Raw genomic sequence first — 26,911 nt, 5'->3', positions numbered from 1 at the left:
AAGTGCCCGGCTGTGGTGTCTTTTGCGTTCTGGCTTCGTCGAAATCCTCGCGAGGTGGCAAGGCACCGCGCTGCGGTGTTCTGCTTGCCGGAGGCGAAAAATCCATCCATGCAAACTGCTTCCATTTAAACCGGACACGCTCTAGAAGATGTCTTTTTCGGTCAACCGGATAATCGCAGGACCGAGGATCACGGCAAAGAGAACCGGCAGGAAGAACACGATCATCGGCACGGTAAGCTTCGGCGGGAGGGAGGCCGCTTTCTTTTCCGCATCCGCCATGCGCTGATCACGGTTTTCCTGTGCCAGAACGCGCAGCGCATTGCCCAGTGGCGTGCCATAGCGCTCAGCCTGAATGAGGGCCATGGTAACCGATTTGACGCCCTCCAGCCCGGTGCGGGCGGCAAGGTTTTCATAGGCCTGGCGGCGCTCCTGAAGATAGGAAAGCTCGGCATTGGTCAGCACGAGTTCTTCAGCCAGCGGCGGCGAATTGGTGCCGATTTCAACCGCAACCTTGCGCAGGGCGGCTTCCATGGTCATGCCCGATTCTACGCAGATCAGCATCAGATCGAGCGAATCGGGCCAGGCACGGCGGATCGAAAGCTGCCGTTTGGAGACCTGGTTTCTGACGAAGACGATCGGTGCATAAAAGCCGGCATAGGCGATGCCCAGAACGATGGCCAGCTTCATCATGAATGTGTATTGCAGATCGGCGATGGCAAAGACGTAAATGCTTGCCACTGCCAGCATGATGGCAGGCAGGACGAGCCTGAAAAACAAAAACACATAAACATGTGATTGCTTGCGGTATCCCGCCATCTTCAGCGAGCTGAATGTGGATTCGTCCGCCAGTGCCTTTTTCAGATTAAAGCGGTCGACGAAATCCTTCATGAAGCCCGCGTCGGTCTGCTTCAGCGATCCCCTTTTTTTCTCTTCGGCCAGGCGCTCGCGCTCACGCTGGCGGATCTTGTCGCGCTCAACCACAACCGTGTTCATGCGGTCCGACAGTTCATCGCGCTGCAATACCGGCATGGCGATGGTCAAAATCGTGGCGAAGACCGCCAGCGATGCGAGAATCGCCAGAAGGTTCTGCGGCTCTAATACGATTGAAAGGAGATTGCCCAAACCCGTCGCTCCGGTCAGAAATCGAAGTTGATCATGTTTTTCATCACCAGAATGCCCATCGACATCCAGACCGCAGAGGCGGCAAGGATCATGTGCCCGGTCGAGTGTGTGAACAGCAATGTGATGTAATCCGGTGTCGTGATGTAGATCAGGATCGAAACGCACATGGGCAGCGAACCGATAATGCCCGCTGAAGCCTTGGCCTCCGATGAGACCGCCTTGATCTTGTTGTGCAGTTTTTTACGGTCGCGCAGCACGTTGGAGAGGTTGGAAAGCGCTTCGGAAAGATTGCCCCCTGCCGCTTCCTGGATCGAAACGACGATACCGAAGAAGTTGGCTTCGGCAACTGGCATGTTTTCGTAGAGCTTTCCAATGGCATCGCCGACCGTCAGGCCCATCTTCTGCGATTCCACGACGCGGTTGAATTCCGAGCGTACCGGCTCCTTTGCTTCGCGTGCGATGATGGCCAGGCAGTCATTGAGCGGCAGCCCGGCCTTTACCCCGCGCACAATGACGTCGATGGCATTGGGAAACTCATCCAGAAATGCCTTGAAGCGGCGCTTGCGCGTGAAGGAAACGAACCAGCGCGGAACGCCGAGTGCGCCGACAAAGACGGCGCCAATGACGACAATAAAGTTGAAGCCGGAAAACAGGGTTATAAAGCCGCAGAGAATTCCGAATACCAGGCTGAGAACATAGAATTGCTGCACGGTGATCGGCAGACCGGACTGCTCGATCATCTTTTTCAGGGTCACCTTGGTGCCGTGCTTTTCCTTCTGCTTTTCCTCAAGTTCTTTCAGGGAGTCCTGAACCGTCTTGCGCCGCTTGGCTGCATCCTGAATGCGTGCGGAGGCCTTTGATGCCTTGAACTGGTCACGATCCTTGATGCTGTTGAACCGGCGCGCCTGGTTGGCTTCCGAGGAAATGCGGTTGAACATGACGGCAAAGATGATGCCGCCGAACGCGAACGCGGCCAGCCCCATGATGGCAATAATGGTGAGGTCCAGTCCAAACATGAACTCAGATTCCCTGCTGGTTCTCGGTTTCAGCCGCATCCAGCGCGGCAGCCAGGCGGGATTCCTCATTGTAGTAGCGCGCGCGATCCCAGAAATGAGGCCGTCCGATGCCGGTCGACACGTGCTTGCCGATGATGTTGCCGTTGGCGTCTTCGCCGTCCATTTTGTAAATGAAGAGATCCTGCGTGGTGATGACCTCGCCTTCCAGACCGATCACCTCGGTGATGTGGGTAATCCGGCGCGAGCCGTCTCTCAGGCGCGAAGCCTGAATTATGATGTCGACAGAACCGACAATGATTTCGCGAACCGTTTTGGCCGGCAGGGAAAAGCCGCCCATGGCAATCATCGATTCCATGCGGTTCAGGCACTCGCGCGGCGAGTTGGCGTGGATCGTTCCCATGGAACCGTCATGGCCGGTGTTCATCGCCTGCAGAAGGTCAAAGACCTCGGGGCCGCGGACCTCACCGACGATGATGCGCTCCGGGCGCATGCGCAGGCAGTTCTTTACCAGATCCGTCATGGTGATCTGACCTTCGCCCTCCAGGTTTGGCGGGCGCGTCTCCAGGCGAACCACATGGGGCTGCTGGAGCTGCAATTCAGCCGAGTCCTCGCAGGTGATGATGCGCTCGTCCTGATCGATATAGCCAGTCAGGCAGTTGAGCAGCGTCGTTTTGCCCGAGCCGGTGCCGCCGGAGATGATGATATTGCAGCGCACCCTTCCGATGATCTGGAGGATTTGAGCCCCTTCGGGCGTGATCGACCCGAACTTGACCAACTGGTCGAGCGTGAGCTTGTCTTTCTTGAACTTACGAATTGTCAGTGCCGGGCCATCGATCGAAAGCGGCGGCGCGATAACGTTGACGCGGGAGCCATCGGGCAGGCGGGCGTCACATATCGGGCTCGATTCATCGACCCGGCGCCCGACCTGGCTGACGATGCGCTGACAGATGTTCATCAACTGGGAATTGTCGCGAAAGCGGATACCTGCCTGCAAGACCTTTCCGTCGACTTCGATGAAGGTCTGCTTTGCCCCGTTGATCATGATGTCGGCAATGTCATCCCTTGCGAGCAACGGCTCGAGCGGGCCATAGCCCAGAACGTCATTACAGATGTCCTCGAGCAGCTCCTCCTGTTCGGAGATGGACATCGCCAGATTTTTGATGGAAATGATATCGTTGACGATATCGCGAATTTCCTCGCGCGCAGCATCGGCTTCCATGCGCGAAAGCTGGCCGAGATCAATGGTGTCGATCAGTGCGGTAAAGACACTTGATTTGGTATCGTAATATTCTTCGGTCTTTTCCCGGATCACCGGTTTTGGGGGAGCCGGTTTTGCAATTGCCTTCTCAACGCGCTCAACAGCAGCAGCCGATGCCGTGGCCGTGTCCTTTTCAGGCACTGCCGGGGCTTCAGCCGGTACATCCTTTTTCTCCAGCTCGGGAGCTGTGGGCGGGGCTTTCAATTCGCCCGGATTGCCCTGATTTACGCCGCGTTTGCCGAACATTTCCTACCTCTGACTAACTCCTGACAAAGACCGTCAGTGTCACTTGTTCTTTCCGAGTTTGAGCTTCGACAAGATGCCGAGTGATCCCTTCTTCTCCACCTTCATTTCAGCTTTTCCGGTGACCAGCTGGGTCAGGTATTCTATGCTGCCGACAATAGCGCTCTTGGGATCGGCTTCCGAGATCATCTGACCGTTGTTGGAAGCCATGCCGAACAGGGCAGGCTCGAATGGAATAACCGCTGCCGGCTGTACATCGAGCGGCCGGATAAAATCGGCAACACTGATTTCAGGCCGCTTGGGAACGCCGACCTGGTTCATGACCAGTTTGGGCAACGTATCGTTGGGGCGCAATTCACCCAGCTTGTCGAGCAGGTTCTTGGTGTTGCGAAGATTGGCGAGTTCCGGGGAAGCGGTAATCACCACTTCATCGGCAATCGAGAGAATGTGTTTGGTCCACGCGCTCCACTGATGCGGCAGATCAAGTACGACCATTGGCGATGACCGCTGGGCGACCTCAAGCACACCATTGAAGGCATCCTGGGTAAAATCATAGGTGCGGTCGAGCGTGGAAGGCGCCGCCAGAAGATTGAGGTGATCGGCGCATTTGGCCAGCAACCGGTCGAGCAGGATATCGTCCATTCGATCAGGCGAGTAGACCGCCTCGGCAATCCCCTGCGGCGGGTCCTGATCAAGGTTGATGTTGGCGGTTCCGAAAGCCAGGTCGAGATCGGTCAGGATGACTTCACTGCTGTAACGGCTGGAAATGGTCCAGGCAACGTTGTGGCAGATGGTGGAAGACCCCACGCCACCCTTGGCGCCGAGGAAGGCTAGAACCTTGCCAAGCGGCCCGGCTTCGGGGTCGACAAAAATGTCCGAGATTGCCGACATCAGATCAGCCATTGAAAGCGGTGCAACCAGATAGTCGGAGACACCGTTGGCAATCAGTTCACGATAAACGCTGATGTCGTTGCGGTGACCGACGACAATGACCTTGGTGTCCATGTCGCACACCTCGGCAAGGCGGCTCAATCCCGTCATCAGCTCCACGCCGTCCAGCCTGGTTTCGATGATGATCAGATTGGGCGTCGGGGCGCTTTGGAAATACTCCACTGCCGAGGCGAGGCCGCCGTTGAGTACTTTTACCGTGGCCCGGGACATGCGCCTGTCACGCGCAGCCATGTCTATGGTTTGAGACACGATCTCCGTCTCGCAGAATGCCTGAACGGTGATGCGAGGCACCAACTGGATCTTGTTGAGATCGCCGGCCGCCGGGCTTTCAGAGCCCACTGCCGCTTCCTGCATTGTCAGATCTTCTTGCAACTGATTGGACATTTTATGTTCCCGGATAAACTTACTCTCGAACCCATCGCCTCAGGCGTTACTCACTAAGATCGGTCACCAGCTTGGTCGTGCCATCGCGCCAATCCTCGATCACCCTTGTGCGCTTGGTGGAATCAACCTCAGACATTGCCCTTGGCCCCAGAAGGTCTGCCGGGTTGGCCACCATCTGCGCCAAGTTGTTCTGTGTCGCGCAACCGAAGTTGTGGTAATTCTCGTTCTGGCCGGTGGCGATGATGTCTTCGGTCCACTGGCCACACTGGCTGGCAACACCGGCTGCAAGATCGGAATAGACGATCCGCAGGGTTGCCGATTCGCCATGCTGAGCGGCACTGTAGTGGCTGATTGCAATCTGGTGCGAACCGATGCCCAGTTCCTGCAACTCCTTGACGGCCTGGCTTGCTGCGCGGCGCGCTGCGTGCTCGTTCGACGAACCGGACGGGATGAGGATCATTATTGATCTGGCACCTGAGCGCCGGAAATCGCTGCCAATGCCCTTGACGATGTCACGGTCGCGCAAGGACAGCTGTTTGAGGTTGCGGGGAATGACAATGTCCCTTGCCGTTTCATTTTCCGATACAATGATCGGATGGCGCAGGCGGTAATCACTCGGCACCGAGCCCACCGTCGTCTGGTCCTGGTTGAAGCTCGCACAACCGGTCATGGTGACGGCACCGGCCGCCAGCAACCCGGCGAGCAGCAAGTTTCTGCTACTGGTTCGTTTGCTGCCGGTTTCAGGTTTGCGGCCGCCGGCATTTCTGCCCTGATGGTCTAACTTTTTCATCATCTCAACTCCGTACAAACCTTCCATCACTTGAAAATAAATCCCGGATTGCCGCGATAGCGCCCTGCCGGCATCTGGCCGTCAGTGGTTCCGTAGATGCGATTTACGCGGCCAAGGAACAATCCGTGGGTGTCCACCGCGGCCTGAAAATTGTCGTCCGGGCGGGCCAGGTTCTGGCGGGCAACCGGCCGCACCAGATAAGGCGTGACAATAATGACGAGTTCGGTTTCGTAGCGCTGGTAATCGCGGCTTCTGAACAAGGTTCCCAGGATTGGAATTCGGCTCAATCCGGGGAAACCGGAAATAACCTGACGCACGTCGTCCTTGATAAGGCCGGCAATCACCATTGAGCCACCGGAGGGGAGTTCGACCGTGGTTTCCGCTTCGCGCCGCCGGATACCGGGATAGGTCACCGATTCGACGCTTCCGCGCGGTGTTACAAAGCTGCCCTCGCTGGTCGGCTCCGAGACCTGGGTCTGGATATGCAGGCTGATCCGTCCTGGTGACAGTACAACCGGCCTGAAGCCGAGCGAGATGCCGTATTCCACGGTCTCGGAATTGTAGACAACTCCGTCATCAGTGTCGTCCTTGCCGGTAGGAATGCGATATTCCCCGCCGACATTGAAGGTGGCCGCCTCGCCGGAGATCGCCGTCAGCGTGGGCTCTGCCAGGGTACGCATGACCCCGGCCTGATCGAGCGCACGAAGCGTGGCTTCAAAGGAGCCGTCGTCATGGGAATAGGATGAAATCAGCCTGCTGGTGGATTTCACCTTTCCAAGGCCAAGCGGATTGTCGCCGATGATCCGCGTCGCCAGCCCGCCAACCGAAAGGCTCGACAACAAGTCGATGCCCAACTGCTTGACGATGTTGCGCTGGATTTCGGCAACGGTAACCTTCAGCGCGACCTGATCTTCACCATCGATCGTCATAAGGTTGACGATCGCCGATTCGCGGGTTTCCTCTTCACCGAAGCTGACGACCGTGCCGCCGCCTGCCGCGCCGGTGGAACCGCCCGCTGATGGCGTGGTCGCTTCACCGCCCTTGACGAATATCTGGGCGAGTTGGACAGCCTTCACCGATGCCTGGGGTGTTGGAACCGTTCCGGTCAGCACGATGTTGTCGTTGATGATCTCGACTTTCACATCAGCGCCGCGAACGTATTTTTCGATGTATTCTTCCAGACCGGCAACGTCGCGCTCGATGGCCAGATCAAGCGAAAGCAGCTGGTTGCCGGCATGGTCGAAGATAAAGATATTGGTCTCGCCGACCTGCTTGGCAAAAATATAGATGCGCCGTGATGTGCGGGTCACGGCATCGGCAACCTCGGGATTGGCGACCAGAATATCATGCGCATCGTCCGGCAGGTCGATAACCATCGACTTGTTGAGGCCGACCTTTACCGTGCGCGTTTGTCCGATCGCGTTCCGGGAAATTTTGATGTAGTTCTTGGTTGCCGCCTCCGCAGGAGCCGGCAATCCGCCTGTGATGAAGAAGGGCGCACACAACGCCGCCGACAACATCATGGTGCGGAAAATTTTTCCCCTGGTGTTACGCATTTTGTTACCCTCAGTCATCTTTCGATCCGTTTCATCGGCGTGTTGCGGGGATTAATCCTCACGGGATTTTCTCGGCGGTGCGTTTGCTTCCTTGATGGAGCCGTAGCGGATGATCCGCACGGTTCCCGATCCACCGCTGAGCAGGTGATCGCCGGTCTTTTTGACCTCTTCATTGGCGTCGGCAATCGAGCGCAGTGCCAGGGAAAGGCGATCAGCCGTCTGCTGGGCAACGGTAAGAATTTCCACTTCCTTCGGACTCAACTGAAGTGTCGCAGTTTCACCAACCACCACCTGCTCGCCGTCCTGTTCGCGGATGGACTGATCGATTGCCAGTACGCGTATGTTTTCAAGGATAACCTCGGTTGCAAATCCCTCTTCGCCCTCACCGGTGCGGCGGCGCGTCATCAGTACATCGACACGGTCGTTGGGAAGAATGAACCCGCCGGCCGAGGTCGCGGTTGAAATACTGGTCGCAACTGCCCGCTGGCCCTTCGGCAAAATGGCTGACATGAAGCCCTGGTCGGACTGGACCAGCTTGGAGTCGCGAAGCGGCTCACCGGCATAGATTGTTGCACGGGCAATCGAGCCGGTCATTTCGCTTGCAGCGTCCGGACGCCCGCTCATCGTAATGAAGCCATCGGCGACGCCGTTCTGCGGCCATTCACGCCACTCCAGCATGTCGGCCGATACCTTCGTTCCCATGGGAATGTCGGATGCTGCGATCAGCACCTCTTCCATCTGGATGGATGGTGCCTGCTGCTGAACCTGCTGCGGCTCGGGCTCGCGCTGCATGAGGTTCATCGCAAGGTACCCTGCGCCTCCTGCAGCCAGCACTGCTCCTGCCAAGACCACCAATTGTGCTTTTCTCATACCCGTACCCTCAAAACTGCTCCAAGCGCTGGAAACCCTCAAAGTCAGTTTTGTCAGGCAAAGGTGTAATTATGGTTAACGGATACCTAGCGATGATGGTTAACAGACTCGATACTTTGCGGAGCGAACCGGCTCTGGACCGCCCGAAACAAAAAACCCGGCCAAGCCGGGTTGTCTCAAGATGCAGGGATTTGCAGGATGACGGCTACATGCCGGGCAAAGCCAGATTGAAGACAGGTTCCATCCAGCGCGTTTGCGGATAGATTACAATGGCCGCCGCGCCAAGGGCGATGCCATAGGGGATTCCGGAATCTGCCCTGTAGAGCCTGGCAATCCATTCAACCTTCTCGACGCTACCGGGGATGATGTTTCCCCGCAGCCGCATCATGACAAGCGTGAGTGCCGCACCAATCAGTGACGCGATGAACAGGTAGGACAGCGCATGGTCCCAGCCGAGCCAGAGGACGGTGGCAGCGGCCAGCTTGGCGTCGCCGCCGCCGATATGGCCGAACGCAAACAGGGCAATGGAGGCAACCAGCACAGCGGCAAACAGAGCCCAATGCCAGACGAAGGTTTCCAGATCCATGCCTGTCCACCAGGCAAACAGAACAAATCCTGCGATCAGGGCAAGAGACACCTTGTTCGGGATCGTCATCGATACAAGATCGGAAAACGCCGAATAGATCATCAAGAACGGGAAGAAGGAAACAAGTGCTGCCTGAAGCATGGATGCCACCTGATAAGGTTACGTTCAAGCCGGATAGCCGGGTGCCGCAAGCCTATGGGTTTATGGTGAACAAGCGGTTAAGGGGCCGGCGCGCCGCTGCGGTTACAAAAAACAACAGGGCCGCCCAATGGGACGGCCCTGTGTCAAACCTTTACGCCAGGTCTTTGTGACCTGGTCTGGAAACCTTACAGGTTGCCAGCGATCGTGTTGAAGGTAGTGGAAACACCGCCACCAGTGGCGCTTACGCCGCCGATGATAGCAACAGAGATAAGAGCGGCGATCAGGCCGTACTCAATTGCAGTTGCACCGGACTCATCTTTCAGAAAACGAGATACGAATTTCATGGTTATGCTCCTTTTGATCCACGTGTTTTAGAACACTTGTGTCGACCGGGTTTTTCCCCGATCTGACGCCAATCTACGCCCGACAAATTGAGAACCCGTTAATTTCGGTCGTTAACAAAACCTTGCTCAGCCAGAAAGGAAAGCATGGTTAAACCACGCTGACGGCCATCAATAAAATTGCCTCAATCGGCAATGACCCGCAGACCCGATTGTAAGCATTCGGTATTCAAACAGGCCGCGCGGAAAGCAGCTCATATTTTGCCCGGGCTGCATGTCTGCAGAACCTGGTTTCCCGTCACTCATTATAATGTAAGGAAGTTGACCCTTTCGAGAGGCCAGGCTGTATCGACATTCAGGTTTCGCACGCGGCGCGAGACGGATTTCGTCTCTGGCAAGGCGAAAAATCCGCCGTGGTGTGGCCTCACCACAAGGGGTTTTCAACGATGCCAGGGGCAAAATCCGCCGCGTTCTGCTGAAATAGCGGCACGGAACCGGATCCAAGCGGTTGTGCTGATCGCGGCTCCGTTAGGGCTTCCTTTACCAAAAAAGCCGAATATGGCGAAAACCGTAACGCGTTCGGAGCCCACCATGTTCAAGCCTTCAAAGTCATGCCTGACTGCCGCTATCGCCGGTTGCCTGTTTGCGTTCGCCGCATTGCCCGGCCAGGCCGAGCCTGCTGTCGCAGAACCGGTGGTCGTAACCGTGGACCGGGCCAAGGTGTTCAGGATTTCCCGTCCCGCTGCCACGGTTATCATCGGCAATCCTGCGATTGCAGATGCAACGGTTGAGGATGACGTCACCCTTGTGCTGACCGGACGCTCTTTCGGCGTAACCAACCTGATTGTGCTCGACCATGATGGCGAGCCAGTTGTTGATGAAACGGTCGTGGTGCGCGGTCATGAAGCCAACACCGTGCGCATCTATCGGCGGGAAGAACGCGTGACGCTTGCCTGTGCACCGGTCTGCGAACCGACGCTTACCATTGGCGATTCTGCAGACCGTTTCGAATTTGCACAACAGCAGATAACGGCGCGCAACAGCCTGTCTGAAGGGGCGAAGTAAGCCTGCTGCCAGCGCAGAAAACCGATGAGCCGGGCCACAACCCGGCTTTTTCATTTTCCGTGATGGATGGCCGGATGGTTAACAGATCCTTTCGTCAATAGCCGAAATTTTCGAAATCCGGTGAAACACTATTTCAACGGATCGTTGATAGAGTGCAGCAACCTTGCGGAACCTACGGTGGTACAAATGCCAAAAACTGTAACAACCGATCACACTGAAAACAGGCCCAAGAGCTGCGGGTTTTTCAGTGCGCCCAAAATCGTTCGCCGGTTCTCGAAAGACCAGGATGGCGTTACGGCGATTGAATTCGCCATGCTTGCGATGCCGTTCTTTGCGCTCTTGATGGCTATTGTCGAAACTTCGCTGCTGTTCTTTGCCGGCCAGGTGCTGGAAAGCTCGGTCGACGATGTCGGCAGGAAGATCAGAACCGGCCAGCTCGATCAGACAATGACGGAAGATCAGCTTCGCAACGAAATCTGCGACAGTGCTGCTGTGCTGTTCGACTGCGACGGGCTTCTCATCGACATGCAGGTCGTGGCTACCTATGACGAATTGGGCGATTCACCCAAGCCGGAAGACGGTGAGCTTGATTCTTCCGATTTCAAGTTCGAGGCGGCCGGTCCCAAGCAGATCGTCATGCTGACCGTAGTGGCCGAATGGCCGGTCTTTACCAACTATCTGCAGCAATATCTGTCCGATCTGACCAATGGCAATGCGGTGCTGACCGGAATCGCTGCATTCAAAACCGAACCTTATTCCTCCTGACCCCGGTTCTTTGACCACGCCAGGCATGAATACGAGGACAAAACAATGAAAACTGCGACCGTGAAAGACAAAATGCATGCCAGACTTGAAGGCTTTCGCCTGGCAGCAGCGGCATTTCGCGACGACATCAAGGGCGTTGCCGCGATTGAGTTCGCTTTCATCGCACCGCTGATGCTGTTGCTTTATGTGGGCACAATCGAGATTTCCGGCGCGCTTTCGGCCAACCGGAAACTGTCCCGTGTCTCCAGCACGCTGGGCGATCTTCTTACCCAGGCGGAATGCTTCACCGATCCGGTGCTCAACGACATCATCAAGATCGCCGACGACATCATGTATCCCTACTCGAATTCTTTGAAAATTCGGCTGACGGGCATACTGATCGACAATGGAACCCGAAGGTACAATGGGGGCGCGGCTACGGCATGTCGCCTGCTGCAAAGGGATCGGTCTACAACGTACCCAACAAGATCAAGATCGATGGCAACTTTCTGATTGCTGCGGATATCCGGACCACCTACACACCTGCCGTTGGCTGGCTTGCCACCCACAAGGTTGGTGATCTGAGCAAGGATACCACCGCCATTCAGATGGAGGAGGAAATGTTCCTTCGCCCGCGTATCGGCAATAACATCGAGGTAAAGGGCAGTTGCTCCTAAACCGAGCCGGTTTCATGACGGTACAAAAACGGTCTCTTTCGAGGCCGTTTTTTATTGCTTTTTCCGATTACGATTCGTTGGCGTCTTCGGTTACCGTTGCCGAATTTTGCCGTCCGGTCCTGTTTTCACCGGCAAGGCCGTCATCTTCTGCGTCCGGTTCCCTTGGCACGGAGTTTTTTTCCTGCTCATCGAGGAACTCGATCAGATAGGAAAACTGCCCCTGCCGGGCAGGAAAAAACCCGCCCGAATAATCCGGCTCCAACTGGTCATAGGTAATCGGATCATTCTCATTGAGGCCGGTAAGCAATTCGCGCAGGAGACGTTTTGCCTCACCATCCAGGTTTTTTCGCACAGCGTGAACCCGGTTGGGAATTGGATCAGACTGCCACAGGATTAAATACGGCTGACCGTCGGAGGCCAGCTTCTTCAGACGGGCGAGTGTGCCGCGGGTTGCGACATCCGCATCCTGACCGGCTGGCGCCCAACCGGCCAGAACATCGCCCTCACCGGCAGCAAACCGGTGCAATGTTTCTTCTGCAGTGGCGGAGAACTGCCAGTTGATGCCCGCTGCCGCCCTGGCTGCCCTCCTGCGCGGGATCTCAAACCCCACCAATGAATGTTCCGACAGTCCAAATGCCGTCTTTCCGCCAAGTTGGGCGAGCGTTTTGATGGCGCTTCCCCGCCGAACGATCAGAACCGACCGCACCGCTTCCTCGCCGTCAGCCGTTCTTGCGATTACCAGTGGCTCGATACATTCACAACGCAGCCAGATGGCAGCATAGGCAGACGCCGGCAGAACGACATACTCAGCCGGCCTGTCCGACTGGTTGATGATCAACCGGCCGAGCTGACGATCCGTGCGCAATTCGGCCGGAAGGCCAAGCTTTTCCTGTACCGCCAGCCGGAAGGGTTCCAGGGCCGCGCGGCTGCCGGCTTCATCCTCACCGGAAATCAGTGCAATGCGGAAGACGCCAAGCTCTTCACGCCAATCGGCAGAAGCTGCTGTTGCAGCATAAAAAAGAAGGATGGCAAGCACAGATGCTGACAGCCAGACTGCCCTGGAAGAGAACCGTCGGAACGCAAGGGAAATGACCATGATGCTGCCGGATATCCTGTAGCTTGCGAAGCAGAACTGATATCCGTTACTACGGGATTGCGCCTGAATTGGGAATCCCCCGAACCACAGGTGATCCTCCCTGCCCGGCAAAGGGTGGAGAAGGGTCATCTCTCCGGCAGTGATCCATCGAAAAGACAAGTATGGGGAAAGAAGCAAATCATGAGCCGCGCCTTTTTGCTTGTATTGGATTCGGTCGGCATTGGTGGCGCACCGGATGCCGCGCAATTCGGGGATGAAGGCGCCAATACACTCGGGCACATCGCCGAGGCCTGTTTTTCCGGCAGAGGGGACCGGGAAGGATTGCGCTCCGGCCCCCTGAAGCTGCCGGTGATGGAGACCCTCGGCCTGGGACTTGCCGCCCGCAATGCCTGCGGAAAACTGCCTGCAGGCATGGACGCCAACCCCGGTTTGAAAGGTTGCTGGGCCAGCGCCATCGAGGTTTCAAAGGGCAAGGATACGCCCTCTGGCCATTGGGAGATTGCCGGTGTGCCGGTGATGGCCGAATGGGGTTATTTCCCAAAGACGGTTCCGGCCTTTCCCCCAGAGCTCACAGAACAGATCATCCTGGAAAATGACCTGCCGGGCATTCTCGGTAACCGGCATGCCTCCGGCACACAAATCATTGCGGAGCTTGGTGAAGAGCATCTGAGGACCGGCAAGCCGATTTGCTACACATCCTCGGACTCGGTTTTCCAGATTGCAGCCCATGAAACCCGTTTCGGGCTGGAAAAGCTCTATGCGCTTTGCGAATCGGTCTTTGGCCTGACAGCACCGATGAACATCGGCCGTGTCATTGCTCGTCCCTTTACCGGAGAGGATGCCGCTTCGTTTGTTCGCACCGGTAATCGGCGCGACTTTTCCATCAGGCCGCCAAAACCAACCTTGCTGGAGCGGGCAGAGGCCGCCGGGCGTGACGTCTTTGCGATTGGCAAGATTGCCGATATCTATGCCCATCAGGGGCCAACCCGCGTCTTCAAGGCAACCGGCAATGAAGCGCTTGGCGAGGCGACACTCACCGCCATGGACAACCTGCCCGATGGCGGAATGGTGATGACCAATTTTGTTGATTTCGACATGCTGTTCGGCCATCGGCGCGACGTTGCAGGCTATGCCGACGCTCTGGAACGTTTCGACCGCTGGCTTCCCTCCTGCCTGGGGAAACTGAAGCAGGACGATCTTCTGGTGATTACCGCCGACCACGGCTGTGACCCGACCTGGCAGGGCACCGACCATACCCGCGAACAGGTTCCGGTGCTGTTGTTCGGCAAGGGCTATGAGGCTGCAAGCGCTGGCACCCGCAAAACCTTCGCCGATATCGGCGAAACCGTCGCCCGTCATCTTGGTCTTGATCCAGGTGATGCAGGCGAACCGGTCCTGCCGGGGGAGTCAGCGGACTCTGGAGCACCAAGGGCGGCCGGGGGATAATCGACACGTGATCCGTCACATTCCCAAGGCTGAACTGCATTGCCATATCGAGGGGGCAGCGGCGCCCGATCTGGCATTGTCTCAGGCTGCTGCCTACAAGGTGGACGTTTCTGCCCATATCGACCGGGAAAAGGGCTATCTGTGGAAGGATTTTTCCTCCTTTCTGGAAACCTACGATCTTGTGGCAAGTCTTTTCAGAACGCCGGAAGACTATGCGTTGCTGGCTGAGACCCATTATCTCGGCCTTGCCCGACAGAACTGCCTTTATGCCGAGATTTTCGTTTCTCCCGGCCATGCGGGGCGCATAGGCTGTTCCTACCGGACGCTTATTGCCGCCATTGCCGAGGGCATGGACAATGCCCTCGCAAAGACAGGAATCGAAGGGCGCATGATCGTAACCGGCATCCGTCATGAAGGCGCCGAAGCGGTTGAAGACGCTGCAAGGCTGGCGGCAAAGCATCCGCACCGGCTGGTCACCGGCTTCGGAATGGCGGGTGACGAACGGGTGGGCCATGTATCCCAGTTCGCACGGGCTTTCGACATTGCGCGTGAAGGCGGGCTCCAAACCACCTGTCATGCCGGAGAGTTCGGTGGAGCCGGCAGCGTTGAAGCCACCCTTGAGCACATCGGGCCAAGCCGCATCGGCCACGGGGTGCGGGCCATCGAAAACCCGGCTGCGGTCGAGCGGCTGGCCGAAACCGGCACCGTTCTGGAAGTTTGTCCCGTTTCCAATCTTGTGCTCGGGGTCTTTCCATCAGCCAGGGCCCATCCGCTGCGCCAGCTTCAGGAGGCTGGCTGTCAGGTGACGCTCAATTCCGATGATCCGCCGCACTTCCACACCACACTGGAAAACGAATATCGGGTCGCTGCCGAAAGCTTCGGTTATGACGAAGATGCCCTCTTGGATTTGACCTGCACGGCCATTAATGCGGCATTTGTAGATGGGGATACACGAAAGCGGCTGCTTGAGAAGTGCGTGCCCGGCGCGATAGAGTAGAATTCCTGTTCGTCCCCGCACTCCGTTTTCCACAAAGGGTTGATATGAAAAACCTGACCGTCGTCGACCATCCGCTTGTCCAGCACAAGCTGACCCTCATGCGCCACAAGGAAACCTCCACCGGCAGTTTCCGGCGGCTGCTGCGGGAGATCTCCCTGCTGCTTTGCTATGAGGTGACCCGTGACCTGAAGCTGACGACGAAGGAAATCGAGACCCCGCTTTGCACCATGCAGGCCCCGGTCATTGCCGGCAAGAAACTGGTATTTGCCTCGATCCTGCGGGCCGGCAACGGTTTGCTGGAAGGCATGCTGGACCTGGTGCCATCTGCCCGGGTAGCCCATGTGGGCCTTTACCGTGACCATGAAACCCTTGAGGCAATCGAATACTATTTCAAGGCACCCGACGATCTGGACGACCGGCTTGTCATCGTGGTGGACCCGATGCTGGCGACTGCCAATTCCGCCACGGCAGCAATCGAAAAGCTGAAGGAACGCGGTGCGACAAATATCCGGTTTCTGTGTCTGCTGGCGGCCCCTGAAGGCATTGAGGCGTTTCAGAAAGCTCAGCCGGATGTGCCGATTTTTACCGCCGCGCTTGATAGCCATCTGAACGAAAAGGGCTACATCGTGCCCGGTCTGGGCGATGCCGGTGACCGCATGTACGGCACCAAATAGGCTGCCTCGTTAACCCCCGGTTTACCCTGCCTTCAAATGCAGGCCTACAATTGCACTGCAAGTCCGTCTCTTAAGGCCGGATTAGCGCCGATTACCTATATTTCCTGCCAAAACAACCTTTGCCGGGAAATTCCGATGGAAAAATACCTCGCCCTAGCAGGTCTCATGCTGGCCAGCGCCATAGCGGTACCGAAAATCCTCGATTCGCGGCTGGAAGAGGACCCGCAGGCCCAACGCCCGGCCGTACAGCAGCAACAGACCGCTCGAGCCGAGACGCCGAAGAATAAAGGCAGCTTTAATCCGCTGGATGGCCGGAAGGCGCGGATTGCCATGGATTCACGGGGCCACTTTCTAACCCAGGCCAAGATGAACGGGCGCAGCGAAGAAGTGCTGGTCGATACCGGCGCAACCTATGTGGCGATCAACCAATCCCTGGCCCGCAGGCTTGGCATCCGGTTGAAGGACAGCGATTTCAAATACAAGGTTCGCACCGCAAACGGCATTACCTATGCAGCAGCAGCCGTGATCGACGAAATCCGGATCGGCCGGGTTCGCGTACAAAACGTTCAGGCTTCGGTCTCCCGCGATGAATCGCTGAACACCGTGCTTTTGGGCATGTCCTTCTTGAAAAAACTCAAGAAGTTTGAAATCAGCGGTGATGAACTGATACTCATCCAGTAACCGGCAGCGCTCAGAAAGCCTACGCCGACCATCATACCCCCATCCGGCGAAGCCGGATGCGACGGAGTTTTCATGTCCTTTCCCAAGCCCGCCGCACAGCTGAGCCCCAACAGCCAGGCCTTTGAGATCACCCCGCTCGTGAAGCCGACGGGCTTCAGGGAATATGACGCACGCTGGTGGTTTGGTCATCCTTCGACCGATCGTGAACCCGAACTCAACCTGATGGGCGTCCAGGCGCTCGGCATGGGACTTGGAACGCTGATACGGGAACTGGGTGCCGGGCCGAGGATTGTCACCGGGCATGACTACCGGTCCTATTCGCTGTCGATCAAGCAGGCCCTTGTTACCGGCCTGATGGCCGCAGGGGCCGAGGTGATGGACGTCGGCCTGGCGCTTTCACCGGTGGCCTATTTTGCGCAGTTTGACCTTGATGCACCCTCGGTTGCCATGGTCACCGCTTCCCACAACGACAATGGCTGGACAGGGGTGAAGATGGGCGCGGCGCGGCCCCTGACCTTTGGCCCCGACGAAATGGGACGGCTGAAGGAGATCGTGCTCAATGGCGGGTGGAAGCTTGCCGGCGGAGGCAGCTACGAATTCGTTGAAGGGTTTGCCGAGCGCTACATCAGCGATCTGACGAACCGCAAACCTTTCAGCCGCGCCATTCGTGCGGTTGCCGCCTGCGGCAACGGAACGGCGGCCGCATTCGCCCCGGAAGTTCTCAAGCGCCTGGGCATCGATGTCGTCGAGATGGACTGCGAACTTGATCATTCCTTTCCCAATTACAATCCCAACCCCGAATCCATGAAAATGCTGCATGCCATGGCCGACCGGGTACGGGAAAGCGGTGCTGATCTGGCACTCGGTTTCGACGGCGACGGCGACCGCTGCGGCGTGGTGGACAATGAGGGGGAAGAGATATTTGCCGACAAGATCGGTGTCATGCTTGCCCGGGATATCTCTGCCATGCACGACAACCGGCAATTCGTGGTGGATGTAAAATCAACCGGGCTTTTCCTGACCGATCCGGTATTGAAGCAGCAGGGCGCTGAAACCGATTATTTCAAGACCGGCCACTCCTACATCAAGCGGCGGGTCAATGAGCTTGGTGCCATTGCCGGGTTTGAAAAATCCGGCCACTTCTTCTTCAACCAGCCGATTGGACGCGGCTATGACGACGGCATCGTGACGGCGCTTGCCATCTGCGACATGCTCGACCGCAACCCGGACAAGTCCATGGCCGATCTGCGCCGCACCCTGCCGGTTACCTACGATGCGCCGACCTATTCGCCCCACTGCGCTGATGAGACGAAATATGGCGTGGTTGATGCGATTATCGCTGGGTTTGAAGCCATGCGAAGCGATGGCAAGGCGTTCGCCGGAACACCGATCCGCGATCTTGTCACCGTCAACGGGGTGCGCGTGGTGGCCGACGATGGCACCTGGGGTCTGATCCGGGCCTCCTCCAACGAACCCAAACTGGTCGTGGTAGTGGAAAGCCCGGTCTCGGCAGAACGGCGCGATGCCATGCTGAGGGCCCTTGAGGGCGTACTCGCCCAACATGAGGAAGTCGGGCCGCTGAAATAGCGGCCACAACGCCTTTCACACCCGGCCTCGCTTTTCGCGGACTGCCCAAAACAGGCTGATACCCACCATTACAATGGCGAACTGCGCCAGGATCACGGCCGGCCAGATTTGGACAAAGGCGGCATCGAACCATTTGTGCGGTCCGAAGCTGATCAGCGCCGTGATACAGGCTGCAAGCGCAAGCCATCGGCCCGGCGCCATCAGGGCTGCAACGGTAAGCGCAACCGACGCCGACAAAAACGGCGCCAGGGCAAAAAACGGAATTGCAAGCGGTGGATGGGGCTGCGTTCTGGAATAGAGTGCCGCCAGCATCAGCACTTGCAAAATGGCGAGAATGACAAGCCCCTGCCTGCCCAGGGCGGCTGACTTCTCGATGCGTTCGTTCCCGGTGTTCATGTTCAAGTTCCCTAAATCCGTATACTATTATACGTTTGACAAAACCGTATGCATGTTTACGGTTGAAATGGCAAGGGCAAATTGGGACGGCATATGAAAAACAGGACCGATCGGGAGCGCAGGATATTCGAGGCTGCCTACAAGGTGCTCTCAAGAAAGGGCTTTAAAAGCGCTTCCATGCTCGCAATTGCCAAGGCTGCCGGCGCATCGAACGAGACGATGTACAACTGGTACGGCAACAAGCAGGGATTGCTTGCGGCCATGATCAAGGACAATGCAGACCAGGTGGCCGCCGACCTGGAGGACTTCGCCGCAAAAGTCCCGGACAAGGACACCGACTCCATTGCCAGGCTGGAGAAGTTCGGCTGCAAATTACTGGATCTTCTGACCGGCGAACGGTCCGTTCTGCTAAACCGGGCAGCGGCGGCCGATGTCGCCGATGGCGGACTGTTGGGCAGGCTGCTTTCCGAGCATGGCAGATCGCGCATGGTGGCGCTCATTTCCGGGACGGTTGAAGCGGCCCAGGCAGCAGGAAAACTGCGTGTTCACGACCGGCAGGAAATTACCGAAATCTATCTTGCCCTGTTGCTGGGCGATATTCAGATACGCCGGGTTATCGGCGTTACCCGCGCTCCACCACCGGAGGCAATTGCCGTTCATTCACAACGGGTGATCGAATTGTTGCTGGATCTGTTCGGCGCGGAAAAAGCTGCTGCAAACTAGAACGCGTCTAGAGCGTGTCTTGATTAGCTGGCGATTCGTTCGATAACGCTGTCCTTTTGTGCGCCGGATTCTTTCACAGCATCCAGAATGCGTTTTTCCGCGCGATCTGCCGCTGCTTCATCGCGCGCCCATATCTCGCACAAGGGGCTTTCCCCATCCCAGTCCCGGCGGGCAATCGCGCTCAACCCAACCGCATGATCCACCGGGTCCTGTGGACGGGTGCGCCCGCCGCCAAGTTCGACCACTGCCAGGCCAATCTGGCGGGTGTCAAAGCCAAGCTTACCGGCGAGCTTTGCATGACCCGGCGCGGCCATGACCGGGCGGTGTACCGGCGGTTTTTCAAGATAGATTTCCATGCGCTCAACAAAATCGGCCGGCCCGCCCAGGGCAGCGACCATGCGGGCGAAACGTTCAACCGCCGCGCCGCTATCGAGTGCTTCCTCCATGCGCTTTGCGCCTTCAGAGCCATTCGTGGCGATGCCGGTTGAAACCAGCATTTCGGCGCCAAGCGCGACGGTGACCTCGTAAAGGGCCAGATCCCTTGCCCTGCCGGTGAGAAAATCCACTGCATTTCGCATCTCCACCGCATTGCCGGCACAGGACGCCAGCGGGTGATCCATTGCGGTCAGCAATGCCGTGGTTTTCAGTCCCGCACCATTGGCTACCTGCACCAGGGAGGTTGCCAGTTCCCTGGCCTTTTCTAGATCATCCATGAATGCGCCGGAGCCGACCTTTACATCCAGCACCAGCCCATCAAGCCCGGCCGCCAGTTTCTTGGAGAGGATGGAGGCGGTAATCAGCGGCACACTCTCCACCGTCGCGGTGACATCGCGAATACCGTAAATCACCTTGTCTGCAGGGGCGAGATTGCCGGTCTGGCCGATTATCGCGCACCCCACTTCGCGCACCACCCTGCGAAACAGTGTGTTATCGGGCTGGGTCGTGTATCCGGGGATCGATTCAAATTTGTCGAGGGTTCCCCCCGTATGGCCAAGGCCCCGGCCGGAAATCATCGGGTCAAAGGCGCCACAGGCGGCAATGGCCGGCGCCAGCATCAGCGAGACGTTGTCTCCGACCCCGCCGGTCGAATGCTTGTCGACCACGGGGCCGGGAAGATCACTCCAGTCGAGCACTTCCCCGGAATCGCGCATGGCAAGCGTCAGTGCCACGGCTTCCTCCCGGCTCATGCCGTTCAAAAAGACGGCCATGGCGAGGGCGGCAATCTGGCCTTCGGAAACCTTGCCATCGCCAATTCCGGCAATGAACTTTGCTATCGCATCGGCTGGAAGCGCCTTTCCGTCGCGCTTGGTGCGGATGATTTCCTGGGGAAGCATGATCAGTAGCCTTCGCCTGCCGGTGCGCTTTGATCGCCATCGATGGTCGCCAGCAGGTCGGCCAGAACCCCGGAAGCGCCAAAGCGCATGGTGCGCGGCGTCGCCCAGCCCTTGCCCATGATTTTCCGGGCAAGATCGAGATAGAGGCCAGCATCCTGAGTGGTCTTGATGCCGCCAGCCGGCTTCAAGCCGACTTTTCCACCGTTCTTGCGCCCGTGTCTGCGAATTTCCTTCAACATGATGGCGGCGGCATCGGGCGTGGCGTTGACGGCCACTTTGCCGGTCGACGTCTTGATGAAATCAGCGCCTGCCTCCATGGCCAGCCGGCTTGCCTTGCGAATCAGTTTTTCGTCCTTCAACTCACCGGTTTCCAGGATTACCTTGAGTTTTGCCTTCCTGCCACACGTCTTTCGAACCGCCTTGACCATATGGGCGGCAACACCGTCGGCACCTGCCATGAGCGCCCGGTAGGGCAGAACCAGATCGATCTCGTCTGTGCCACTGACGATTGCCTGGCGTGTCTCGGCTACCACCGTATCCACATCCGTGCCGCCCCGGGGAAAATTCACCACGGTGGCAATGCGGATGCCGCTGCCCTTGAGCAGGGCTTTTGCCTGGGGAACATGTTCCTTCCAGATACAAATGGCGGCCACCTTGCCATGGGGGTGACGGCACGCCTGCAGAGATCTTCAATATCGCGCGCGGTGCAGCCCTCGTTGAGATTGGTCAGATCGAGCAGGCCAATCGCCTTTTTGGCAATTTTGCGAAGGCGTCTTTCCTCACGAGTCATGGATGTTGCTCCTGCAGCATGGCCGCAATCAGTCTGCCGAGGCGCTCCCCGCCTTTCGGCGCCATTTCCTTGGTTTCGTCATGGGAAAGCTCATTGCCGGTCATACCGGCGCCGAAATTGGTGATGACGGAAAAGGCTGCAACATCAAGCCCGGCAAAGCGGGCAAGGATGACTTCCGGTACGGTGGACATGCCCACCGCATCGCCGCCCAACTTGCGTGCCATGCGGATTTCCGCCGGTGTTTCAAAACTCGGCCCTGAAAACCACATGTATGCGCCTTCATGGAGTGCGATGCCTTCGGCCTTCGCCACCCTGCGCGCGCTTTTCATCATACCGGCATGATAGGCATTGGTCATGCCGACAAAGCGGCGGTCGCTTGATTCGCCAATCAGCGGGTTCATGCCGGACCAGTTGATGTGATCGGTTATCAGCATGACCGAGCCCGGCGGCATATCCTCGCGCAGGGAGCCTGCCGAATTGGTCAATATCAGCTGCCTGATGCCGATATCGGCAAGACACTCGATGGGCAATCGCATGGCGGCAGCATCGCCATGCTCGTAATAGTGCACCCTGCCCGACAGAAGAACGATCTGCGTTTGACCGATATGGCCCGCCACCACTTCACCGGCATGGCCGGAAACGCCGCCGGCGGGAAACCCTTCCAGTTCGCCATAGGGGATCCGTACAGCATCTTTTACCTGCTCTGCCAGCGCACCCAGCCCCGAGCCCAGCACAAGCGCGGTTTGGGGCATCCGCCCGTCAAGGCGCTCGATCAGTGTTTTTGTTGCCCCTCTCACGGCGTTTTTCCCATGTCAAAGCCCTTTGGCAGCAGTTCGCCCAGGGTGACGGTTTCCACCAGCCCTTCCCGGTTGCACAAATGCACCCTTGTGCCGGCCGTGCCGAATTCGGCAAGACGCTGGCGGCACCCCCCGCAAGGTGTACACAAATCGGCCTTGAGGCCGAGCACCGCAACTTCGGCAATCTTGCCGCCGCCATCCATGACCATATGCGCAATGGCACTGGTTTCAGCACACCATCCCTCCGGATAGGCGGCATTTTCAACATTGCATCCGGCAAAGGTCCTGCCGTCGGTGGTGCGAATCGCAGCACCAACGGGAAAATCCGAATAGGGGGCATGGGCTTTTTCTGCTGCCTTCAGCGCCAGCTTGTGCAGGTCTTCTGTCATCAGCGCTCCTTGGTGTAGGGCACGCCGCCAGCCTTTGGCGGCACCGCCTTGCCGATGAAGCCCGCCAGCAGCACCACTGTAAGAATGTAGGGCAGTGCCTGAATGAACTGAACCGGCACAATGCCGACTACCGGCAGTGGCACGCCCTGAAGACGGATTGCGACGGCATCGAGAAAGCCGAACAGGAGACAGGCCCACATGGCGTTGAGCGGGCGCCATTTGGCGAAGATCAGTGCGGCAAGGGCGATAAAGCCCTTGCCGGCTGTCATGTTTTGCACGAAACCCGCCGACAGGCCGATGGAAAGATAGGCACCGGCAAAGCCGCACAAAAGACCGCAGATCATCACCGCGCGATATCTTGCCCAAACCACGCTGATACCGGCGGTATCCACAGCAGCCGGATTTTCACCAACGGCCCGCAGCCGAAGGCCAAATCTGGTTCTGAAGATCACCCACCAGGTGAGCGGCACCATCAAGAACGCGAAATAGACAATGAGGTTGTGGCCTGAAACCAGGTCCCGATAGAAAGGTCCCAATACCGGGATACCGGACAGTGCTTCGGCGGCGGGCAGTTCCACCGGGTTGAAACGTGCGTCCTGACCGATCTGCGGTGTCCTTCCGCCCTGCCCGAACCAGCTCTGGCCCAAAAGCGCAGTCAGCCCTGCGGCAATGAAATTGATCGCCACGCCGGACACGATCTGGTTTCCCTTCACCGTGATGGAGGCAAAGGCATGGATAAGGGCAAGGCCCAGCGAGGCAAGCAGGGCAAACAACAGGGCAATCCACGGATTGCCGAAGACGACGGCGGCAGCAGCAGCAGCAAATGCACCGCCCAGCATTTTTCCCTCAAGGCCGATGTCAAATACGCCGGAACGCTCTGAATAAAGGCCCGCAAGGGCTGCCAGCAGAAGCGGTGTCGACAGGCGGATGGTGGAATCGAGTATCTGGAGCAGGCTGAGGAAATCCATCACCCAACCTTCCCCGAACCCAGGGCGGCAGCTTTTGCCGACTGCTGCTGACGGCGGCTGAAATAGCCCGACAGCGACGGGCGGTACATGTGCTCAAGTGCGCCGGCAAACAGGATCACCAGGCCTTGAATGACCACGATCATGTCACGGGAGATTTTCGGCATGTCGAAGGCAAGCTCCGCCCCGCCCTGCCACAACATGCCGAACAGGATTGCCGCAAAGATAATGCCGACTGGGTGGTTGCGGCCCATCAGCGAAACAGCGATGCCGACAAAGCCTGCACCGGCGGGGAAACTTTCCTGGAGGCGGTACTGGTCGCCCATGATCGGATTGAGGCCCATCATCCCGGCCAGAGCACCGGAGATCAGCATGGCAATGACGATGGTACGCAGCTGGGGAATGCCGGCGTAAACGGCGGCGGTGGGATTGATGCCGGTGGTGCGGATTTCATAGCCAAGCCGGGTGCGCCAGATCAGCAGCCAGACTGCCCAGCATGCAAACAGCGCCAGCAAAAAGGAGATGTTGAACGGCGCGCCGCCAAGCGATGTGCCAAAAAGTTCAAACACCCAATCAAGTTTCGGCAATTGTCCGCCATCCTGGAAGGTGCGGGTTTCCGGTGCCATGGAACCGGCGGGTTTGAAGACTTCCACCAGCAGGTAGATCATCAGCGCGGAGGCGATGAAATTGAACATGATGGTGGTGATCACCACATGGCTGCCGCGCTTTGCCTGCAGCCAGGCAGGAATGAAGGCCCAGGCGGCACCGAAAGCCGCCGCACCCGCAATGGCAAAAGGAAAGGTCACATACCAGGGAACGTAGTGATCAAGCGCAAGACAGGCGGCGGCAACGCCGATCCCGCCAACATATGCCTGTCCCTCGGAACCGATGTTGAAAAGACCGCAATGAATGGCCACTGCCACCGACAATCCGGTGAAGATGAAATTGGTGGCATAAAACAGGGTGTAGCCGATGCCGCCCCCGTAGCCGAAGGCGCCGCGCACCAGCAGATAGGCTGCTTCGAGCGGGCTTTCGCCGACAATGAGCACGACGAGCCCGGCCACCAGGAAAGCGGTAATCAGGTTGAGCAGCGGTATGAGACCGTAATCCACCCATTTGGGAAGCTGGTGCTTCATCAGCCACTATCCCCGCCGTCAGCCGGTTCTATCTGCATGTGTCCGTCTGCATCAAGCGGCGCGAAGGGATTGAAGGCCACTTCCCACAGATGGCCGTCGGGATCGGCGAAATAGCCTGAGTAACCGCCCCAGAACACTTTTTCCGGCGGTTTTTGAGGCGTTGCTCCGCAAGCAACGGCATGGGCGAATGCTTCATCCACTTCCTGTTCGCTGCGGCAGTTATAGGCAAGCGACACACCGCGAAAATCAGGCGGCGGAGCTGTGCTGACTGCAGCATCCTTTGCAAGGTCATCATGGCCGAAAAGACCAAGCACAATGCCCCGGCCCTGAAAGAAGGTTACGTTGTCGTTGGAAGGGGCAGCCACCTCCCAGCCAAGCGCCTCATAAAAGGCGCGGGCGCGAGCCATGTCGCTCACGCCGAGGGTTACCAGGGATATGCGCGGTTCCAGCCTGGTCATGCCGCCTTCTCTCCTCCATCTTGTATGCCCGCCATCAGCAGACCCAATTCGCCTTCGCTTGCTTCCGGCGTTCGCTCCCCGACAATCCTGCCGGCGAACATCACCAGGATACGATCGGCCAGAGACCGGATCTCATCAAGTTCCACCGAGACAAGCAGGATCGCCTTGCCCTGATCGCGCATTTCGATGATGCGCTTGTGGATGAACTCGATCGCGCCCACATCGACGCCACGGGTCGGCTGGCCAACCAGCAGGACGGCAGGATCACGTTCCATCTCGCGGGCCAGCACGATCTTCTGCTGGTTGCCTCCCGAGAAATTTGCCGTCTTGAGCCGGCAATCGGGGGGACGGATATCGTATTGTTCGATCTTCTTGCGGGCATCGTCGCGAATGGCGTCGATATCAAGCAGCGGACCCTTGAGATAGGTCTCGCGATCCTGATATCCGAGGATGGAGTTCTCGTTTTCCTCGAAAGGCAGGACAAGGCCCATCCGGTGCCGGTCTTCGGGAACATGCGCCAAACCCCGGTTGCGCAGGGTGGCAGCGCCGGCATCGCCGGAAATATCCACGGGCGAGCCATCGAGAATAACGGTGCCGGATTTTGCCTTGCGTATGCCGGCAATCGCCTGAAGCAGTTCGGATTGGCCGTTTCCGGCAACGCCTGCAATGCCGACGATTTCACCGGCATGCACATCAAACCCCACATCCTCAACCCTGGTTATGCCGCGGCCGTCGGTGACCGTAAGCCCCGTGACAGAAAGCTTCACCTTGCCCAGTTTGGCCATGCCTTTTTTAACGCGCAGCAGAACCCGCCTTCCAACCATCAGTTCGGCAAGCTCCTCGACGCTGGTATCGGCGGTTTTTCTGGTTGCCACCATCTCGCCACGCCGCATGACGGACACCGTGTCGGTTATCGCCATGATCTCGCGCAGTTTGTGGGTGATCAGAATGATGGTCTTGCCCTGCTCCTTGAGCTGCACAAGGATGCGGAAAAGATGATCGGCTTCGGCAGGGGTGAGGACGCCGGTCGGCTCGTCGAGAATCAGGATATCGGCGCCGCGATACAATGCCTTCAAAATCTCGACCCGCTGTTGCAGGCCAACCGGAAGATCGGCGATCACCGCATCCGGATTGACTTCCAGCGCATATTCACGTTCCAGCCGTTCCAGTTCACTGCGTGCCTTGGCAAGCGCACGGTTGAGAATGCTGCCATCTTCGGCACCCAGGATGACATTTTCGAGTACGGTGAAATTTTCCACCAGCATGAAGTGCTGGTGGACCATGCCAATTCCCCTGTCGATGGCCGCCTGGCTGTCGGGAATTTTCACCTGCTTGCCATCGATCAGGATATCGCCGCGATCTGCCTGGTAAAAGCCATAGAGCACGGACATCAGCGTTGATTTGCCGGCACCGTTCTCGCCGACAATGCCGTGAATGGTCCCTTTGGCGACCGCAAGATCGATATCCTTGTTGGCCTGAACCGGACCAAAGGCCTTGGAGATGCCCCTCAATTCTATCGCCGGCGGCTCCATTGCGCGAGGCTCTGGCACCTTGCCGGATTTCGTTGTGTTGCTGCTTGCCAAGGAACCTCACTGAATACTGTCCGTCTGCTGCCAACAGCAGGCGCGATTTGGCGGCAGGCAGGATTTGGCGGCAGGCAGGCAGGCAAGTCAAGACCGGCGATTGTCCCTTGACCTG

28 protein-coding genes and 1 pseudogene are annotated in these 26,911 nt (G+C 57.9%); 10 read left to right on the top strand and 19 right to left on the bottom strand.

Going from position 1 to position 26,911, the window contains the following annotated elements:
• Positions 1–141: 141 nt before the first annotated feature.
• The 9 genes from BVL55_RS01395 to BVL55_RS01355 all read right to left on the bottom strand — a co-directional run bounded on the left by BVL55_RS01395 (position 142) and on the right by BVL55_RS01355 (position 9,261).
• Positions 142–1,122 carry a type II secretion system F family protein gene (locus BVL55_RS01395; RefSeq protein WP_075995402.1) on the bottom strand — a complete coding sequence of 327 codons (981 nt, stop codon included), beginning with the start codon at positions 1,120–1,122 and terminating at the stop codon, positions 142–144.
• A 14-nt stretch (positions 1,123–1,136) separates the two neighbouring features.
• Positions 1,137–2,138 (bottom strand): type II secretion system F family protein, encoded by a 1,002-nt coding sequence (locus BVL55_RS01390; RefSeq protein WP_075997808.1) that lies wholly within the window; start codon positions 2,136–2,138, stop codon positions 1,137–1,139.
• 4 nt (positions 2,139–2,142) lie between these two features.
• Positions 2,143–3,642, bottom strand: coding sequence for a TadA family conjugal transfer-associated ATPase (locus BVL55_RS01385; protein ID WP_075995401.1), 1,500 nt, complete (start codon positions 3,640–3,642; stop codon positions 2,143–2,145).
• Positions 3,643–3,681: 39 nt separating this feature from the next.
• Entirely contained in the window at positions 3,682–4,974 is a 1,293-nt protein-coding gene (locus tag BVL55_RS01380; protein ID WP_075995400.1) for a CpaE/TadZ family protein, read from the bottom strand.
• A gap of 46 nt (positions 4,975–5,020) precedes the next feature.
• Entirely contained in the window at positions 5,021–5,764 is a 744-nt protein-coding gene (locus BVL55_RS01375) for a CpaD family pilus assembly protein (protein ID WP_075997807.1), read from the bottom strand.
• 26 nt (positions 5,765–5,790) lie between these two features.
• Complete coding sequence (locus BVL55_RS01370) at positions 5,791–7,320, bottom strand: type II and III secretion system protein family protein (protein ID WP_075995399.1); 1,530 nt, start codon at positions 7,318–7,320, stop codon at positions 5,791–5,793.
• A 51-nt stretch (positions 7,321–7,371) separates the two neighbouring features.
• Positions 7,372–8,190, bottom strand: coding sequence for a Flp pilus assembly protein CpaB (cpaB, locus tag BVL55_RS01365; RefSeq protein ID WP_075995398.1), 819 nt, complete (start codon positions 8,188–8,190; stop codon positions 7,372–7,374).
• A 205-nt stretch (positions 8,191–8,395) separates the two neighbouring features.
• On the bottom strand, positions 8,396–8,917 hold the full coding sequence (locus BVL55_RS01360) for an A24 family peptidase (protein ID WP_075995397.1): 522 nt from the start codon (positions 8,915–8,917) through the stop codon (positions 8,396–8,398).
• Between the two features lie 185 nt (positions 8,918–9,102).
• Positions 9,103–9,261, bottom strand: coding sequence for a Flp family type IVb pilin (locus tag BVL55_RS01355; protein ID WP_075995396.1), 159 nt, complete (start codon positions 9,259–9,261; stop codon positions 9,103–9,105).
• 588 nt (positions 9,262–9,849) lie between these two features.
• On the opposite strand from BVL55_RS01355, the gene BVL55_RS01350 reads away from it, so the two are divergent.
• From BVL55_RS01350 to BVL55_RS01335, 4 genes are all read left to right on the top strand, one after another.
• Positions 9,850–10,323: a pilus assembly protein N-terminal domain-containing protein gene (locus BVL55_RS01350; protein WP_075997806.1), complete on the top strand. Its 474-nt coding sequence runs from the start codon at positions 9,850–9,852 to the stop codon at positions 10,321–10,323.
• Positions 10,324–10,509: 186 nt separating this feature from the next.
• Complete coding sequence (locus BVL55_RS01345) at positions 10,510–11,088, top strand: TadE/TadG family type IV pilus assembly protein (RefSeq protein ID WP_075995395.1); 579 nt, start codon at positions 10,510–10,512, stop codon at positions 11,086–11,088.
• A 45-nt stretch (positions 11,089–11,133) separates the two neighbouring features.
• On the top strand, positions 11,134–11,580 hold the full coding sequence (locus BVL55_RS01340; RefSeq protein WP_075995394.1) for a TadE/TadG family type IV pilus assembly protein: 447 nt from the start codon (positions 11,134–11,136) through the stop codon (positions 11,578–11,580).
• The gene (locus BVL55_RS01335; RefSeq protein ID WP_075995393.1) at positions 11,511–11,744 is read left to right on the top strand and encodes a hypothetical protein; all 234 of its coding nucleotides are present in this window, start codon (positions 11,511–11,513) and stop codon (positions 11,742–11,744) included. The genes BVL55_RS01340 and BVL55_RS01335 overlap by 70 nt, the downstream gene beginning before the upstream one ends.
• Before the next feature lie 67 nt (positions 11,745–11,811).
• Here BVL55_RS01335 and BVL55_RS01330 read toward each other — a convergent pair whose 3' ends face one another.
• Positions 11,812–12,840, bottom strand: a complete 1,029-nt coding sequence (locus BVL55_RS01330; RefSeq protein WP_162841424.1) for a PhnD/SsuA/transferrin family substrate-binding protein — start codon at positions 12,838–12,840, stop codon at positions 11,812–11,814.
• 180 nt (positions 12,841–13,020) lie between these two features.
• Between BVL55_RS01330 and BVL55_RS01325 the strand changes: the two genes are divergently transcribed.
• The 5 genes from BVL55_RS01325 (at position 13,021) to BVL55_RS01305 (ending at position 18,225) form a co-directional block, all read left to right on the top strand.
• Positions 13,021–14,286 carry a phosphopentomutase gene (locus BVL55_RS01325; RefSeq protein ID WP_075995391.1) on the top strand — a complete coding sequence of 422 codons (1,266 nt, stop codon included), beginning with the start codon at positions 13,021–13,023 and terminating at the stop codon, positions 14,284–14,286.
• A gap of 19 nt (positions 14,287–14,305) precedes the next feature.
• On the top strand, positions 14,306–15,283 hold the full coding sequence (locus BVL55_RS01320; RefSeq protein ID WP_075997805.1) for an adenosine deaminase: 978 nt from the start codon (positions 14,306–14,308) through the stop codon (positions 15,281–15,283).
• 44 nt (positions 15,284–15,327) lie between these two features.
• A complete protein-coding gene (gene upp / locus BVL55_RS01315) occupies positions 15,328–15,957 on the top strand; it encodes a uracil phosphoribosyltransferase (protein WP_075995390.1) in 630 nt (209 codons plus the stop codon).
• A gap of 135 nt (positions 15,958–16,092) precedes the next feature.
• Positions 16,093–16,638 (top strand): retropepsin-like aspartic protease family protein, encoded by a 546-nt coding sequence (locus BVL55_RS01310; protein WP_075995389.1) that lies wholly within the window; start codon positions 16,093–16,095, stop codon positions 16,636–16,638.
• Between the two features lie 72 nt (positions 16,639–16,710).
• Positions 16,711–18,225: a phosphomannomutase/phosphoglucomutase gene (locus BVL55_RS01305; RefSeq protein WP_075995388.1), complete on the top strand. Its 1,515-nt coding sequence runs from the start codon at positions 16,711–16,713 to the stop codon at positions 18,223–18,225.
• Between the two features lie 15 nt (positions 18,226–18,240).
• On the opposite strand, the gene BVL55_RS01300 is transcribed toward BVL55_RS01305, so the two are convergent.
• Entirely contained in the window at positions 18,241–18,621 is a 381-nt protein-coding gene (locus BVL55_RS01300) for a hypothetical protein (RefSeq protein WP_075995387.1), read from the bottom strand.
• A gap of 93 nt (positions 18,622–18,714) precedes the next feature.
• Between BVL55_RS01300 and BVL55_RS01295 the strand changes: the two genes are divergently transcribed.
• A complete protein-coding gene (locus BVL55_RS01295; protein WP_075995386.1) occupies positions 18,715–19,344 on the top strand; it encodes a TetR/AcrR family transcriptional regulator in 630 nt (209 codons plus the stop codon).
• A 23-nt stretch (positions 19,345–19,367) separates the two neighbouring features.
• Here BVL55_RS01295 and deoA read toward each other — a convergent pair whose 3' ends face one another.
• The 8 genes and pseudogenes from deoA to BVL55_RS01255 form a co-directional block, all read right to left on the bottom strand.
• On the bottom strand, positions 19,368–20,678 hold the full coding sequence (gene deoA / locus BVL55_RS01290) for a thymidine phosphorylase (protein ID WP_075995385.1): 1,311 nt from the start codon (positions 20,676–20,678) through the stop codon (positions 19,368–19,370).
• A gap of 2 nt (positions 20,679–20,680) precedes the next feature.
• Positions 20,681–21,468 (bottom strand): annotated as a pseudogene (gene deoC / locus BVL55_RS01285) (deoxyribose-phosphate aldolase).
• The gene (locus tag BVL55_RS01280) at positions 21,465–22,220 is read right to left on the bottom strand and encodes a purine-nucleoside phosphorylase (RefSeq protein WP_244530665.1); all 756 of its coding nucleotides are present in this window, start codon (positions 22,218–22,220) and stop codon (positions 21,465–21,467) included. Before BVL55_RS01280 ends, deoC begins: the two are co-directional and overlap by 4 nt.
• Positions 22,221–22,261: 41 nt before the next feature.
• On the bottom strand, positions 22,262–22,654 hold the full coding sequence (cdd, locus tag BVL55_RS01275; protein ID WP_075995383.1) for a cytidine deaminase: 393 nt from the start codon (positions 22,652–22,654) through the stop codon (positions 22,262–22,264).
• Entirely contained in the window at positions 22,654–23,622 is a 969-nt protein-coding gene (locus BVL55_RS01270; RefSeq protein ID WP_075995382.1) for an ABC transporter permease, read from the bottom strand. The genes cdd and BVL55_RS01270 overlap by 1 nt, the downstream gene beginning before the upstream one ends.
• On the bottom strand, positions 23,622–24,755 hold the full coding sequence (locus tag BVL55_RS01265) for an ABC transporter permease (protein WP_075995381.1): 1,134 nt from the start codon (positions 24,753–24,755) through the stop codon (positions 23,622–23,624). The genes BVL55_RS01270 and BVL55_RS01265 overlap by 1 nt, the downstream gene beginning before the upstream one ends.
• Positions 24,755–25,213 carry a VOC family protein gene (locus BVL55_RS01260; RefSeq protein WP_075995380.1) on the bottom strand — a complete coding sequence of 153 codons (459 nt, stop codon included), beginning with the start codon at positions 25,211–25,213 and terminating at the stop codon, positions 24,755–24,757. The genes BVL55_RS01265 and BVL55_RS01260 overlap by 1 nt, the downstream gene beginning before the upstream one ends.
• On the bottom strand, positions 25,210–26,745 hold the full coding sequence (locus BVL55_RS01255; RefSeq protein WP_075995379.1) for an ABC transporter ATP-binding protein: 1,536 nt from the start codon (positions 26,743–26,745) through the stop codon (positions 25,210–25,212). The genes BVL55_RS01260 and BVL55_RS01255 overlap by 4 nt, the downstream gene beginning before the upstream one ends.
• Positions 26,746–26,911 lie beyond the last annotated feature (166 nt).

It is taken from the genome of Salaquimonas pukyongi (assembly GCF_001953055.1).
In the GTDB taxonomy this organism is placed as follows: domain Bacteria; phylum Pseudomonadota; class Alphaproteobacteria; order Rhizobiales; family Rhizobiaceae; genus Salaquimonas; species Salaquimonas pukyongi.
This window is presented reverse-complemented; position numbering and strand designations above follow the sequence as displayed.

What these genes read in the sequence shown, in the direction of transcription:
- BVL55_RS01385 (WP_075995401.1), bottom strand. Translation starts at nt 3,642, where the DNA reads ATGTTCGGCAAACGCGGCGTAAATCAGGGCAATCCGGGCGAATTGAAA.
- BVL55_RS01260 (WP_075995380.1), bottom strand. Translation starts at nt 25,213, where the DNA reads ATGACCAGGCTGGAACCGCGCATATCCCTGGTAACCCTCGGCGTGAGC.
- BVL55_RS01280 (WP_244530665.1), bottom strand. Translation starts at nt 22,220, where the DNA reads ATGCCCCAAACCGCGCTTGTGCTGGGCTCGGGGCTGGGTGCGCTGGCA.
- BVL55_RS01340 (WP_075995394.1), top strand. Translation starts at nt 11,134, where the DNA reads ATGAAAACTGCGACCGTGAAAGACAAAATGCATGCCAGACTTGAAGGC.
- BVL55_RS01370 (WP_075995399.1), bottom strand. Translation starts at nt 7,320, where the DNA reads ATGCGTAACACCAGGGGAAAAATTTTCCGCACCATGATGTTGTCGGCG.
- BVL55_RS01360 (WP_075995397.1), bottom strand. Translation starts at nt 8,917, where the DNA reads ATGCTTCAGGCAGCACTTGTTTCCTTCTTCCCGTTCTTGATGATCTAT.
- BVL55_RS01380 (WP_075995400.1), bottom strand. Translation starts at nt 4,974, where the DNA reads ATGTCCAATCAGTTGCAAGAAGATCTGACAATGCAGGAAGCGGCAGTG.
- BVL55_RS01310 (WP_075995389.1), top strand. Translation starts at nt 16,093, where the DNA reads ATGGAAAAATACCTCGCCCTAGCAGGTCTCATGCTGGCCAGCGCCATA.
- BVL55_RS01255 (WP_075995379.1), bottom strand. Translation starts at nt 26,745, where the DNA reads ATGGAGCCGCCGGCGATAGAATTGAGGGGCATCTCCAAGGCCTTTGGT.
- BVL55_RS01375 (WP_075997807.1), bottom strand. Translation starts at nt 5,764, where the DNA reads ATGAAAAAGTTAGACCATCAGGGCAGAAATGCCGGCGGCCGCAAACCT.
- BVL55_RS01350 (WP_075997806.1), top strand. Translation starts at nt 9,850, where the DNA reads ATGTTCAAGCCTTCAAAGTCATGCCTGACTGCCGCTATCGCCGGTTGC.
- BVL55_RS01335 (WP_075995393.1), top strand. Translation starts at nt 11,511, where the DNA reads ATGTCGCCTGCTGCAAAGGGATCGGTCTACAACGTACCCAACAAGATC.
- BVL55_RS01390 (WP_075997808.1), bottom strand. Translation starts at nt 2,138, where the DNA reads ATGTTTGGACTGGACCTCACCATTATTGCCATCATGGGGCTGGCCGCG.
- deoA (WP_075995385.1), bottom strand. Translation starts at nt 20,678, where the DNA reads ATGCTTCCCCAGGAAATCATCCGCACCAAGCGCGACGGAAAGGCGCTT.
- BVL55_RS01295 (WP_075995386.1), top strand. Translation starts at nt 18,715, where the DNA reads ATGAAAAACAGGACCGATCGGGAGCGCAGGATATTCGAGGCTGCCTAC.
- BVL55_RS01265 (WP_075995381.1), bottom strand. Translation starts at nt 24,755, where the DNA reads ATGAAGCACCAGCTTCCCAAATGGGTGGATTACGGTCTCATACCGCTG.
- upp (WP_075995390.1), top strand. Translation starts at nt 15,328, where the DNA reads ATGAAAAACCTGACCGTCGTCGACCATCCGCTTGTCCAGCACAAGCTG.
- BVL55_RS01345 (WP_075995395.1), top strand. Translation starts at nt 10,510, where the DNA reads ATGCCAAAAACTGTAACAACCGATCACACTGAAAACAGGCCCAAGAGC.
- BVL55_RS01355 (WP_075995396.1), bottom strand. Translation starts at nt 9,261, where the DNA reads ATGAAATTCGTATCTCGTTTTCTGAAAGATGAGTCCGGTGCAACTGCA.
- BVL55_RS01300 (WP_075995387.1), bottom strand. Translation starts at nt 18,621, where the DNA reads ATGAACACCGGGAACGAACGCATCGAGAAGTCAGCCGCCCTGGGCAGG.
- BVL55_RS01330 (WP_162841424.1), bottom strand. Translation starts at nt 12,840, where the DNA reads ATGGTCATTTCCCTTGCGTTCCGACGGTTCTCTTCCAGGGCAGTCTGG.
- cdd (WP_075995383.1), bottom strand. Translation starts at nt 22,654, where the DNA reads ATGACAGAAGACCTGCACAAGCTGGCGCTGAAGGCAGCAGAAAAAGCC.
- BVL55_RS01325 (WP_075995391.1), top strand. Translation starts at nt 13,021, where the DNA reads ATGAGCCGCGCCTTTTTGCTTGTATTGGATTCGGTCGGCATTGGTGGC.
- BVL55_RS01270 (WP_075995382.1), bottom strand. Translation starts at nt 23,622, where the DNA reads ATGGATTTCCTCAGCCTGCTCCAGATACTCGATTCCACCATCCGCCTG.
- BVL55_RS01305 (WP_075995388.1), top strand. Translation starts at nt 16,711, where the DNA reads ATGTCCTTTCCCAAGCCCGCCGCACAGCTGAGCCCCAACAGCCAGGCC.
- cpaB (WP_075995398.1), bottom strand. Translation starts at nt 8,190, where the DNA reads ATGAGAAAAGCACAATTGGTGGTCTTGGCAGGAGCAGTGCTGGCTGCA.